General features: G+C 63.4%; 6 protein-coding genes. 3 read left to right on the top strand and 3 right to left on the bottom strand.

Translation table 11 applies throughout. The features are described from left to right. Positions 1-3: 3 nt before the first annotated feature. Positions 4-2547: a protein kinase domain-containing protein gene (locus AWC06_RS23540; RefSeq protein ID WP_085195212.1), complete on the bottom strand. Its 2544-nt coding sequence runs from the start codon at positions 2545-2547 to the stop codon at positions 4-6. A 596-nt stretch (positions 2548-3143) separates the two neighbouring features. Here AWC06_RS23540 and AWC06_RS05525 point away from each other — a divergent pair. Continuing rightward, the gene (locus AWC06_RS05525; RefSeq protein WP_244899022.1) at positions 3144-3857 is read left to right on the top strand and encodes a serine hydrolase; all 714 of its coding nucleotides are present in this window, start codon (positions 3144-3146) and stop codon (positions 3855-3857) included. A gap of 78 nt (positions 3858-3935) precedes the next feature. Here the strand turns inward: AWC06_RS05525 and AWC06_RS23535 are convergent, their stop codons facing one another. Further along, positions 3936-6461 (bottom strand): protein kinase domain-containing protein, encoded by a 2526-nt coding sequence (locus AWC06_RS23535; RefSeq protein WP_085195207.1) that lies wholly within the window; start codon positions 6459-6461, stop codon positions 3936-3938. 793 nt (positions 6462-7254) lie between these two features. Here AWC06_RS23535 and AWC06_RS05515 point away from each other — a divergent pair. Beyond that, a complete protein-coding gene (locus tag AWC06_RS05515; RefSeq protein WP_085195206.1) occupies positions 7255-9810 on the top strand; it encodes a protein kinase domain-containing protein in 2556 nt (851 codons plus the stop codon). Positions 9811-10129: 319 nt separating this feature from the next. Further along, positions 10130-11164 carry an adenylate/guanylate cyclase domain-containing protein gene (locus AWC06_RS05510; protein ID WP_227371204.1) on the top strand — a complete coding sequence of 345 codons (1035 nt, stop codon included), beginning with the start codon at positions 10130-10132 and terminating at the stop codon, positions 11162-11164. A 31-nt stretch (positions 11165-11195) separates the two neighbouring features. On the opposite strand, the gene AWC06_RS05505 is transcribed toward AWC06_RS05510, so the two are convergent. Continuing rightward, a complete protein-coding gene (locus tag AWC06_RS05505; RefSeq protein ID WP_085195204.1) occupies positions 11196-13790 on the bottom strand; it encodes a glycosyltransferase family 1 protein in 2595 nt (864 codons plus the stop codon). Positions 13791-13853 lie beyond the last annotated feature (63 nt).

Below are 13853 nucleotides of genomic sequence, written 5' to 3'. Positions count from 1 at the left end.
CCATCAGTTGTGCGCGGTCCTTCCAGCACTGAGATCCTGGGCATAGCAATGGAGTGGATCGAAATTGTTGCTGGCGCACCACGACAGCGCATCGTCGGAGTTGTCAAAAGGTACCGGTGCGACCATGACCCAGTAGTATGCGTCGGCGAACTGAGCCGTTGGCCAGTCACCCGACCAAAGAAGCTTGGCGCCGTACCGATCACGGAGCGTCCGATATTCATCCAAAATCTGTGGGTTGTGATACTCGATGCCGTCGTCGGGCGTCCATGGGGCCTGGGAGTGCTTGGAACTGAGTTGCGGGATCCAGTGATCAAAGAGTTGGGCGGTGACGAAGTCGCGATCGCCGGCGGCGATTTGCTGCAGCTCCTGAAAGGCCGCGGCCTCGGGATCAGGTGGAGGGGTCTCCGTGGACGAAGGCGTGGAATAGGAAGTAGACGGCTCGGTGGTGGTTGAAGGTGCGCTTGATGGCGGGCCGTTGTTGTGGTTGGCCAGCGCCACTGCGGCCACAACCACCGCGACGATAACCGCAGCCGCGAAGCCGACGCCGCCCCATATCTTGCCCGATGAGGGTGGTTGGGTTGTTGGTGGTGGTGGTGTTGGGGTGGGGGCTGGTGGTCGGGAGTACACGCTCGCGGGCGGGGGTGGGGTGGAGGTGCCGACGGGTGGTCGGGAATGCACGATCGGTGTCGGTGGTGGGGTGGGTGCCACACTGATCGGTGGTGAGGCCGGGGTTGCGGTCTTCTTTTGGTGTTGGGCTTGTTCGATGGCGTGGCCCAGCACATAGCTCCAGGCTTCGGGCAGCGGACGCTGCTGGGGGGCATTGCTGAGCGTGTCGGTGATGATCTGGCGCAACAGCGCAGGGGTGCTCGCCGGAATGTGCTGAAGATTTTTGGTGTCATGATCACCGGCAAGCAGCCGCAACGCCAGCAGACCCAGCTTGTAGGCATCCGAATAGATGGTGGCCAGCTCCTCACCGGGGGGCGCCTCCCAATCCGGTGTCTCCATCTGCGGCAGAGCCGACACACCGTTGATGCGCATCGCATCGCAGTCGATGAAATACACAGCCTCATGCGGGGACAACGAAAACAACAAGTTCTTCGGCGAGATATCCCCCACGCACACACCATGTTTGTGCATGAACGCCAGCGCAGAAGCCACCTCACGCAACAACGAATAACGCTGAGCGTCATCAACACCGATGCCACGTGCGGCCAAAACCGAAGAATGATTCAGCAGATGCTGAAACTCCGCGGTAGTCCTCGACACCCCCTTCACCGTGGTCAGATCGATGAAAAAAGCCTCCGGAATAGCCGGCATCACAAACCCCGTTGACGCCCCGCCATCTTCGACCAACGCACACGGCCAAGCAGCAAACGAGATCAACCGCTCCGCCTGCGCATAAGACAACGACTCCTCCACCAAAGCCGGCATCGCCGCCAACGCAGTGAAATCAATATCGGAACGCGACTGCGCCTTGTACTCCTTATAGACCATCGACGCCGCGAACTTCGTCTTCACATTCGGCGCGCGATACACCACCCCCTGCCCACCCTGACCAATCTTGCTCAACACCCCCAACTTGTCGCGCCCAATCACCGGACGAGTCTTCACCGACCCCCCACCCCGACGGCCAACAGCACCAGCGGCCACCGTCGAACCAGCCCGCCCAGAGCCCTGCCCCCCACCGCCCACCGCCGGCGCCGAATCCTCAACCAAAGTCGGAGCACTCTGCGATGCGCTCAGCGCCTGCGCAGCCGCGGTAGCCAACTCACGCGCACTCTGATAACGCTCCTCGGGGTTTTTGGCCATGCCCCGCGCGATCACCTCATCAAAGCCCACCGGCACCGCAGGATTAACCACACTGGGCTTGGGCGGCTCCACCGTCAAATGACCCGCAATCTGCTGTTCCATACTGTCGCCGGGGAACGGCCGCACACCGGTCAAACACTCATACAGCACACACGCCAACGCATACACATCCGCACGCGCATCAGCAGTACCCGTGGTGAAACGCTCCGGAGCCATATAGGCCCACGTCCCCACCATCATCCCGGTACTGGTCAACTTGGTGGCCGCCGCATCATGAGCAATACCGAAATCGATCAAATACACAAAATCATCACCGGTCACCAACGCATTCGACGGCTTGATATCCCGATGCACCAACCCCACCGCATGCGCCGCATGCAACGCCGAAGCCAACTGCGCGATCACCAACACCGCACGTTGCGGGCTCATCGCCCCATCCCGCGCCAGCAAACCATTCACATCGATGCCATCCACCACCGGCATCACCAAATACAGCTGGCCGTCAACCTCCCCCGTGTCATAAATCGGGATAATATGCGGCTCGGTCAACCGCGCCGCCGTATGCGCCTCACGACGAAACCGCTCCCGATAACCCGGCTCCGCACTTAGCTCAGTAGGCAGCACTTTAATCGCCACATCACGCCCGATCACGCTGTCATGAGCCTTAAACACCTTGCCCATGCCACCCTCGCCGATCAACGCGATCAGCCGATACCGCCCAAACACCACCTCATCCACCGGCGGCCTCCCACACAACACCCCCGAGCGCACATGCTAGCGAACCACCACCCACCCCACAGACAATTCGCCAACCCAACCCACAACCCACCCATCACCACCAATCGGAGAACTAGGGCTGACAACCGGCAGGGAATCAATCACATTGGGGCAGAACGGCTGCCCCGCCCGCTTCGGCGCAAAGTGCGGCTTTCCCGTTGTCGAAGATGTGGGCGAGCTAGGGTGAGCGCAGTCATGCCTTTGCCGAACACCTCCGCAACATCGTCTGAGTCGCTAAGTGGCATCGCACCGGTGGCTTCCGGTGGTGCGGGCATCTGGGCCGGGACGGCGACGACAGCATGAACGCGCGGGGTGGTCTGCACTCGCGGCGTGCCTCGGGGGGGCGTGCGTCGTGGTGGTCTCAGCATGGCAAGTGGGTGCTCGCGCTCAGTGGGGCGCTTGTTGTGGCTGCTGGGGCGGTCGTCGCTTTCGAGGTCGCGCCCGGACCTGCGCCGGTGCATCCATCCGCTCCCGCACCACCGCGACAAGCCACCCCGAACTCGTCAGCGCCCTCGCGGTCGGCGAACCCGCCAACCAAGCCGCCGAACCCTACCGCGTTGGCGGCCGACTTCGCCCAGCTGCAGGCCCGGCTACACGCGAAGACCGGCGTCGTCCTGGGTCCAGTGGGCGCAGGATCCGATGCGCCCGTCACGTTAGGCGACTGGAGTTCCGGACCGGCCTGGTCCACGATCAAGGTCGCGTTGGTGATCGCCGCAATGCGCCAACAGAACACCGGCCAGGTGACGAAGCCGATGATCGCCGCGATCACCGAGTCCGACAACGCGGCTGCCGAATCGATCTGGGAGGGCCTCGGCGAGCCGACCACTGCCGCCGCCAAGGTCGAGGCGGTGCTGCGCGAGACTGGAGACCCCACAACCGTCCAATCCCAGAAGGTGCGGCCCGAATACACCGCCTTCGGCCAGACCGACTGGTCGCTGGCCCACCAAGCGCTATTTCTGTCCGCTGTGGCATGTGATCCGCGCGACCAGCCTGTGCTGACTTTGATGGGTGAGGTGGAGAACGACCAGAAGTGGGGCCTGGGAGTCCTTCCCAACACCAAAATCAAGGGCGGCTGGGGCCCGTCGCTGTCGGGGCGCTATCTCGTGCGGCAGATCGGCATCCTGCCAACACCAAAAGGCCTGACAGTCGTTGCGGTCGCCGCTGAACCCGACTCGGGATCATTCCCCGACGGCATCCAGGCCCTCACCGAGCTCGCAAAATGGCTCCAAGCCCACGTTGATGTCTTGCCCGCCGCACAGTGCAAGGCCTGACACACGCGCTCAGCTCGGGCCGCAGAGAACCTAAATGCACTGCGTATCAACATCTTCCGGACGGGACAGCAGTAGGGACTAGTAGATGTAAACGACCGCGTCGTTGCCGCCCCGGCACGTGATCCACTGGTCGAGGCCTTCTTGTTGGCACTGCATCAAGAAGGCATTGCCGCTGCATTGGACATTAGGATGGTCGTTTTGGACATCCGGGCAGTTCGCGAGCGGGGACTGTGCGGCAACTGAGCGTGGTGTCTGCGGCGACGTGAGGTCGGGATTGTCGGCCAGGTAGCTTTGCCCGACCACGATCGCGAACGCACACGATGTGAATTTGTCGGAGCTAGTAGGTGCTGCGGGGCCGACTCGGTAGCCGCGGGGTAGCGGAAATCCGCCCTCGCACTGGCTATCGCCACCTTGATCGGCGCCTTGCAGCAGTGAGGGCGGAACGCTGAACGTCGGGGTCGTCGGCGTTGGTGAATAAGAGGCGGTGCTCGAGGGGGACGTCGACGAGCTGGGCGATGCCGAGGGCGGCGATGACTGGCGGTTGCCGACGACGACCGCCACGATGATCGCCACGACGACAACCACTGCCGCCGCGCCGACGCCGCCCCATATCTTGCCCGATGAGGGTGGTTGGGTTGTTGGTGGTGGTGGTGTTGGGGTGGGGGCTGGTGGTCGGGAGTACACGCTCGCGGGCGGGGGTGGGGTGGAGGTGCCGACGGGTGGTCGGGAATGCACGATCGGTGTCGGTGGTGGGGTGGGTGCCACACTGATCGGTGGTGAGGCCGGGGTTGCGGTCTTCTTTTGGTGTTGGGCTTGTTCGATGGCGTGGCCCAGCACATAGCTCCAGGCTTCGGGCAGCGGACGCTGCTGGGGGGCATTGCTGAGCGTGTCGGTGATGATCTGGCGCAACAGCGCAGGGGTGCTCGCCGGAATGTGCTGAAGATTTTTGGTGTCATGATCACCGGCAAGCAGCCGCAACGCCAGCAGACCCAGCTTGTAGGCATCCGAATAGATGGTGGCCAGCTCCTCACCGGGGGGCGCCTCCCAATCCGGTGTCTCCATCTGCGGCAGAGCCGACACACCGTTGATGCGCATCGCATCGCAGTCGATGAAATACACAGCCTCATGCGGGGACAACGAAAACAACAAGTTCTTCGGCGAGATATCCCCCACGCACACACCATGTTTGTGCATGAACGCCAGCGCAGAAGCCACCTCACGCAACAACGAATAACGCTGAGCGTCATCAACACCGATGCCACGTGCGGCCAAAACCGAAGAATGATTCAGCAGATGCTGAAACTCCGCGGTAGTCCTCGACACCCCCTTCACCGTGGTCAGATCGATGAAAAAAGCCTCCGGAATAGCCGGCATCACAAACCCCGTTGACGCCCCGCCATCTTCGACCAACGCACACGGCCAAGCAGCAAACGAGATCAACCGCTCCGCCTGCGCATAAGACAACGACTCCTCCACCAAAGCCGGCATCGCCGCCAACGCAGTGAAATCAATATCGGAACGCGACTGCGCCTTGTACTCCTTATAGACCATCGACGCCGCGAACTTCGTCTTCACATTCGGCGCGCGATACACCACCCCCTGCCCACCCTGACCAATCTTGCTCAACACCCCCAACTTGTCGCGCCCAATCACCGGACGAGTCTTCACCGACCCCCCACCCCGACGGCCAACAGCACCAGCGGCCACCGTCGAACCAGCCCGCCCAGAGCCCTGCCCCCCACCGCCCACCGCCGGCGCCGAATCCTCAACCAAAGTCGGAGCACTCTGCGATGCGCTCAGCGCCTGCGCAGCCGCGGTAGCCAACTCACGCGCACTCTGATAACGCTCCTCGGGGTTTTTGGCCATGCCCCGCGCGATCACCTCATCAAAGCCCACCGGCACCGCAGGATTAACCACACTGGGCTTGGGCGGCTCCACCGTCAAATGACCCGCAATCTGCTGTTCCATACTGTCGCCGGGGAACGGCCGCACACCGGTCAAACACTCATACAGCACACACGCCAACGCATACACATCCGCACGCGCATCAGCAGTACCCGTGGTGAAACGCTCCGGAGCCATATAGGCCCACGTCCCCACCATCATCCCGGTACTGGTCAACTTGGTGGCCGCCGCATCATGAGCAATACCGAAATCGATCAAATACACAAAATCATCACCGGTCACCAACGCATTCGACGGCTTGATATCCCGATGCACCAACCCCACCGCATGCGCCGCATGCAACGCCGAAGCCAACTGCGCGATCACCAACACCGCACGTTGCGGGCTCATCGCCCCATCCCGCGCCAGCAAACCATTCACATCGATGCCATCCACCACCGGCATCACCAAATACAGCTGGCCGTCAACCTCCCCCGTGTCATAAATCGGGATAATATGCGGCTCGGTCAACCGCGCCGCCGTATGCGCCTCACGACGAAACCGCTCCCGATAACCCGGCTCCGCACTTAGCTCAGTAGGCAGCACTTTAATCGCCACATCACGCCCGATCACGCTGTCATGAGCCTTAAACACCTTGCCCATGCCACCCTCGCCGATCAACGCGATCAGCCGATACCGCCCAAACACCACCTCATCCACCGGCGGCCTCCCACACAACACCCCCGAGCGCACATGCTAGCGAACCACCACCCACCCCACAGACAATTCGCCAACCCAACCCACAACCCGATCGCAGCGACCCGATAGTCGCCGTAGAAGCCCTTCCTGTGGACGTGGCTATGCCTGCACTGGTTCCCCGCAACACGTTGAGCCGCTTCCGGGACATACCTGGCACGAAAGCCTTTGCGCCGGAGGCGATGCCAGCACCCCAGTAGCCGCCGTTGACGTGATAGATCTGGCCCATAAAGAGTTTCCGGATGTCGGGAGACACTGAATGATTCGGGCCCGGACCAGACAGTCCATCCCTGTGGGCGTATCCAGTAGCAAACCGGTTCACATGTGTCGCAAGTAATCTCGTCCGCTGTGACCTGACAGGGCGTACCGCTCACCAGCGGCGCGCACGGAGGCAGCCGCGCTGGTCTGGTGATTGACATGCCTTGCAGCAAAATGGATTTCGCATTTACTTCGGTCGCCCAAGGCACCGCCAGCGGGAACGTCACCGCCAGCTCAGATCCGCAGCACCCAATATGCGAGCCGGTGGCGCTCGCCCCGCTGGCCCAGCGAGACACCATCGAGTGGTGAATCGGCGCCAAGAAGGCTCAGACGGCCGCTGAGCATCACCACCTGCGCGGGATCTACGGCATGGGGCGCTGCATCGTGGCCTTCGCCCACGTGGGTTGCAGGCAGCGGACACCTACCTGGTCGGTGAATCGGCGGTGGGGAGATGAATGGTCGGATAGCATTCCGGCCAGGTGGGTGATGGAGGCCGCCCGTGGATGAGGTGGCGTTTGGCCGTTATCGGCTGATCGCGTTGATCGGCGAGGGCGGCATGGGCAAGGTATATCGCGCCCATGACACCGTGATGGGCCGCGATGTGGCGGTCAAGGTATTGCCCCCGGAGTTGGCCAGCGAATCCGGCTATGAGCAACGGTTTCGCCGTGAGGCTTCCACCGCGGCGCGGTTGACCGAGCCGCATATCATCCCGATTTTTGAGACGGGCGAAATCGAGGGCCGGTTGTACCTGGTGATGCCGGTTGTCGACGGCATCGACCTGCAGAGTTTGTTGCAGCGCGAGGGGCCGATGAGCCCCCAGCGGGCTGTGCAGGTAATCCAGCAACTGGCCGCGGCGCTGAATGCCGCGCACGCCGCGGGACTGGTGCACCGTGATATCAAACCGTCGAACGCATTAGTGACCGGCGACGACTTTGTGTATCTGATTGATTTCGGCATCGCTCACGATGCCGCGGCCACTCGGCTGACGAGCACCGGCATGATGGTGGGCACGTGGGCCTATATGGCGCCGGAGCGTTTCACCGCTGGGACCGCCGATGCCCGCTCGGATGTATATGCGTTGGCGTGTGTGCTGTATGAGTGTTTGACCGGAACCACACCCTATGCGGGAGGCATGGAGCAGCAGATCGCCGGACATCTGACGTTGGACCCGCCCAAGCCCAGCCAGCAGCGACCTGACCTACCTGTGGGATTGGATGAGGTTATCGCGAAAGGTATGGCCAAAAAGCCCGACGAGCGCTATCAGAGCGCCCGTGAGCTGGCCACCGCCGCACACCATGCCCTCACCTCCAGCAGGGTTCCGGAACCCACTCCCGCCGCTAGCCTGCTTGCCAACCCGCCCCGACCCGCACCCGGATCCACTCTGCTGGATGAGCAGAAGCCCCCACCCACAGCAGACGCAACCCAGCCACAGCCTGCCGATGCGATCCAGGTCCCCGAGCCAGGTCGAAAGTCAGCGGCCACACGAGAAGTCATCCAACGCGACAAGCTGGGTCCGCGCACCAAGATCGGTCAGGGCGGACAAGGGGTGGTCTCTCGCGCACCCAATGTGAAGACAAAATTCGCGGCCTCAATGGTCTACAAGGAGTACAAGGCTGCGGCCCGCACCGAAATCGATTTCACCGCGCTGGCCGCCATGCCGGCCTTGGTGGAGGAATCGCTGACCTACACCCAGGCCGAACGGCTGATCTCGATTGCCGCCTGGCCGTGTGCGATCGTCGAAGACGCGGGAACGCCAACGGGATTCGTGATGCCCGCCATTCCTCAGGAATTCTTCATCTCGCTGACCACGGCAAAAGGAGTCGCGTCGACTACTGCGGAGTTTCAGCATTTGTTGAATCATTCGTCGATACTGGCGGCCCGTGGCATCACACTCGATGACGTGCAACGCTTTACGTTGCTGCGCGAGGTGGCCTCGGGGCTGGCGTTTATGCATAAACACGGGGTGTGCGTTGGGGATATCTCACCCAAGAATCTGTTGTTTTCGCTGACACCCCATGAGGCCGTGTATTTCATCGACTGTGACGCCATGCGCATCAACGGTGTCTCGGCGTTGCCCCAGGTGGAAACACCTGGTTGGGAAGTGCCTTTCGGTGAGGAACTGGCCACGATCTACTCGGATGCCTACAAGCTGGGCTTGCTGGCTTTACGGTTGGTGGCCGGCGAGCATGACACCAAAAGCCCTCAACACCTTCCCTCGACGACACCAGCCCTGCTGCGCCAGATCATCACCGACACCCTCAACAATGCGCCACAACAACGCCCGCTGCCCGAGGCCTGGACCTACGTCCTCGGCCACGCCATCGAACACGCCCAACATCAAAAAAAGACCACATCCCCGGTCGGTGCCCCACAGACCCCACCACCAATACCCATCGTGCACTCCAGACCAACCGCGCATTCCGCACCGCCAGTGCGCCCCTCGGAGCCACCACCATCGGCGCCACCAACCTGGGCGCCACCCGTAAGCGGACCACCCTCATCGAGGGCCCCGATATGGGCTGCCGGCGGCGTGGTGGCGGCCGTAGTTATCGTGGCGTCGGTTGTCATCGCGGTGGCGCTCGCCAAACACAACACCGGCGCGCCGTCGAGCGCACCGCAAACCTCATCCACCGAGCCATCCAGTTCTTCCGCTCAAACTTCATCCACCGAGCCATTCAGTTCTTCCGCTCAGTCCTCTCCGCCCACACAGACACCGGGGCCTGGCCAAATGAGCGGCCACTATATCGACACCGAAACCTACGCACCAACTGGTCAAACCACTACCAACGATTGGTATTTCACTCCCTGCGGGGACGGATGCGCCGACGCGGGATTCGGCCAAGCGCGGTTGGTGAACGGCCAATGGACAATGGAGGTGACATCGAATGCCACGTGCTCCGATGGTTCGAGTGTTCAGAACGCGAACACCGACTATTACACGTGGGATCCGAACACTCTGGCGGGCACAGCTCAAGTTACTACCAAATTGGCCGCCTGCGGCAGAAGCCCGGGCGAATCATTCTCTGTCAACGTGCAATTGAGGCAGGTATCCTGACGCATACTCCTGTGACAGTCTCGCCAGCTTAAAGGGCAAGCGCCGCAAAAGAATTGAGGCCGGATGCCGACCCGCGGGCGCGTTCGCAGTCGTAATGTCCATGCGCTCAGTTCCGTGCATTGGGTGGCGGCCGCTGTTTAGAACGCCGTAGCTACCCGCAATCACCGCAGAAATCGTCGGATGGCACAGACGAAAAACTCCATCGGAGACCGGATGGAAGTCGATCCGGAACCGGCGCCGTCGCACTCCACACTCGGTATGATCAGCCCGGTCGAGTTCGAAAACCCTAAGGACTCGCACGGCGTCCATGCACCACCGTATGAGCGCGGCGACGGCTAGTGGCGAGGCGATGATGGCAGCCTTTGTCAACGCGCCGGGCGGGCAGCCCGATGAGCCGCTGGGCCACCTCGTCGTCGACGAGGGCGGCTCTCAACGCCGCGTGCCGATTTTTGATCAGCTGTTCGTTGGTCGGGAATGCGCGGGGATCAGTGAGCCGCGCAGGCTGGTGATCGATGATCCGGAGATCTCCCGCACTCACCTCGAGATCAGGCTGGACGCCGCAAGCGATCAAGCTTTCGTGGTCGACACCAGCAGCAACGGCACATTGCTGAACGGTGTGCGGCTCGAACGCGCGGTTCTGCTGCCGATCCGCCCGGGCGACGAGATCCGTATCGGCGATGTGGCGCTGACCTTCTCCTCGCAGCGGTTCACCGCCGTGCCCGCGGCCGTCGTGAAGCGCACGCAGGCCCGGATCAGTCAGGCCGCCATGGTGATGGTGGTCGGCGACATCGTCAATTACTCAACGATCTCGCAGGTGACAGACGAGGCAGTCATTGCCCGCAGCCTCCATACGTTGTGGCACCAACTCGGCGATGTCCTGCAGGCTCATCACGGCACCCTTGCGCACTACGCCGGCGATGCGCTGTTCGCGGTCTGGGAGGTCAGCAGGTTCCCGAATGCGGCCGAACTGGCGATCGACTTCGCATTGGCGGCGAATCGGCGTGTCGAGGAGCTGGGGCCCGAGCTGCCGTTGCGCGACCCCGACGGCTCGCCGATCCACATGGGTTGGGGGGTGGTACGGGGCATGGCCGCGCTGGCCGCAATGACCAGATCGGCAGACGCCGTGATCGGCGATGCAGCCAACGTCGCGTTCCGGTTGTCCGGGCTCGCCGGTCGTGATGGGCGGGCACCAGTGCTGGTGACCAACGGCGTGCACCGTGCTGCGGCAGCGCAGTTTACCTGGGGCACAAGCGAATCCGTCGAAATCAAGGGGCGGCGCGGGATGGAGACCGTTTACCCGGTGATTGAGCGCAAGACACCAATCACGCAGACCGAAGACGCCCCTGCGCCTTGACGCGAACTGAAGGCCCGCAGCGTCCGCCGGGCTAGGCGAGGGTGACCAGACCGAGCTCGTTGGGCTCCGCCAGCATCGGGTGAGTCGGCAGCACCCGCACGGTGTAACCGACCGCGCCGGCGACCGGCAGCGACATCGTCGTGGAAAATATGTCGCCGTCGGCCGCGGTACCGGCATGTGACATCTCGACGGTGACCGGATCCACCAGCGCGTCGGCGGCGTCGACCCGGCCCACCGCTGCCTGCACGGTCACCTCGTCGGGAGAAAGCCCGGCCAGCTGTACGGTCGCGGTCAGCGTCAGCTTGGACCCCAGTACCGGAGTGTCGGGCAGCCCACTGCTGTCCACCTCCGTGATGCGGATCTTCGGCCAAGCCTCGAATGCGCGCCGGCGGTAGGCGGCCAGCTCCCGGGCCGGGTCGAATGCCACCCGGCCGTCCCCCTCCACGCCGACCGTTCGGCGCAGCGACTCCGCCGCCGGCATGTAATAGCGCTCGACGTAGTCGCGCACCATCCGCGATGCCAGCACCTTGGGGCCGAGCGTCTGCAGGGTGTGGCGCACCATCTCGATCCACCGCGGCGGTACACCATGCTCGTCGCGCTCGTAGAACTTCGGCGCCACAGATTGCTGCAGCAAGTCGTACAGTGCCCGGGCCTCCAGGTCGTCGCGACGGCCCTCGGAGGCCACTCCGGACGCCGACGGTATCTCCCAGCCGTTTTCGCCGTCGTACCACTCATCCCACCACCCGTCGCGGATGGAGAGGTTCAACCCGCCGTTGAGCGCGCTCTTCATCCCCGATGTTCCGCAGGCTTCCAACGGGCGCAACGGGTTGTTCAGCCACACGTCGCAGCCCCAGTACAGCCGCCGCGCCATCGACATGTCGTAGTCGGGCAAGAAGGCGATGCGGTGACGCACCTCAGGCCGGTCGGCGAACTGCACCACCTGCTGGATCAGCGCCTTGCCGCCGTCGTCGGCAGGATGCGACTTGCCCGCGACAATCAGCTGGATCGGTCTGTTGTCGTCGAGCAGCAGCTGCTGCAGGCGATCCGGGTCGCGCAGCATCAACGTCAGCCGCTTGTAGGTCGGCACCCTCCGGGCGAACCCGACGGTGAGCACGTCGGGGTCGAAGGCCGTCGAAATCCAGCCCAGTTCGGCAGCGGGCGCGCCGCGCTCCAGCCACGAGCGGCGCAGCCGCTCCCGGACGTCGTCGACGAGCGACGCACGCAGTTGCGAGCGAATCCACCACAGGTGCCCGGAGTCGACGTGCTGCAGCCGCTGCCACACCGCGGGTTCGCTCAGCGAGTCGGATCCGGCGAGTTCACGACCCAACTGCAACCATTGCGGCGCGGCCCAAGTGGGCCCGTGCACCCCGTTGGTGATCGACCCGATCGGCACCTCGTCGGGGTCGAATCCTCGCCACAGCCCGTTGAACATCGCTCGGCTCACCCGACCGTGTAGCAGCGAGACGCCGTTGGCGCGCTGCGCCAGCCGCAGGCCCATGTGGGCCATGTTGAATTTCTCCGGATCCTCCTCGCCGCCCAGCGCCAGGATCCGCTCGACGGGCACGCCGGGCAGCAGCGCAGATCCGCCGTCTTCGACGCTGTCGTCGAAATACCGCTGCACCATCTCCACCGGGAACCGGTCGATACCGGCGGCCACCGGGGTATGCGTGGTGAACACCGTGCTGGAGCGAACCACGGTAAGCGCGGTGTCGAAGTCCAGACCCGCGTCGACGAGTTCGCGGATGCGTTCGGCGCCAAGGAATCCGGCATGGCCCTCGTTCATGTGGAAGACCTCGGGCGCGGGCAGGCCTTCGATGGCGGTGAAGGCGCGAATCGCCCGCACGCCTCCGATGCCGGCCAAGATCTCTTGGCGGATGCGATGCTCCTGGTCGCCGCCGTAGAGGCGGTCGGTGACGCCGCGCAGGTCGTGTTCGTTCTGCGGGATGTCGGAGTCCAACAGCAGCAACGGGACGCGGCCGACCTGCGCCACCCAGATTCGGGCCCGCAGTGGTATCGATTCCGGCAGCGCGAGTTCGACGAGCACAGGATCGCCCGCGGAATCGGTGAGCAGCCGCAACGGCAGCCCCTGCGGATCCAGCGCCGGATAAGTCTCGTGTTGCCACCCGTCCGCCGTCAGCGACTGCCGAAAGTACCCGGAGCGGTAATACAGCCCCACCGCGATGAGCGGTAGTCCGAGATCGGAAGCGGACTTCAGATGGTCGCCGGCCAAGATTCCCAAGCCCCCCGAATAGTTCGGCAACACCTCGGCCACGCCGAATTCCATCGAGAAGTATGCGATCCCGTTGGGCATGGCCGCGCCGTCGCTTTGTTGCTGCTGATACCACAGCGGGCGACTCAGGTAGTCGTTCAGGTCGGCCGCCAGCTCATCGAGCCTGTCCAGAAACCCGCCCTCGACGGCCAGCTCATCAAGCCGGGCCGGGCTGACCGCGCCCAGCAGCGCCACCGGATCCTGACCGCATTGCTCCCAGAGCGCCGGGTCGATTGCCTCGAAGAGATCCTGTGTCGGCTTCTCCCAGGACCACCGCAAATTGGTCGACAGCTGTTCCAGCGCCGTCAGGCGCTCGGGAAGGTGAGCACGGACGGTGAACCGGCGGAGGGCTTTCACGCGTCTTTACCTTACTGACGCCACGCCACGGTTCGCCTCGCGACGACGACCGCTTCCCAGCGC

The sequence above is a fragment of the Mycobacterium fragae genome, from assembly GCF_002102185.1.
In the GTDB taxonomy this organism is placed as follows: domain Bacteria; phylum Actinomycetota; class Actinomycetes; order Mycobacteriales; family Mycobacteriaceae; genus Mycobacterium; species Mycobacterium fragae.
Note: the sequence above shows the minus strand (reverse complement) of the source record. Positions and strands in the feature narration are given on the sequence as shown.

Excerpts from the sequence above, each read along its gene's own strand:
- AWC06_RS05510 (WP_227371204.1), top strand. The coding sequence starts at position 10,130 with ATGAGCGCGGCGACGGCTAGTGGCGAGGCGATGATGGCAGCCTTTGTC.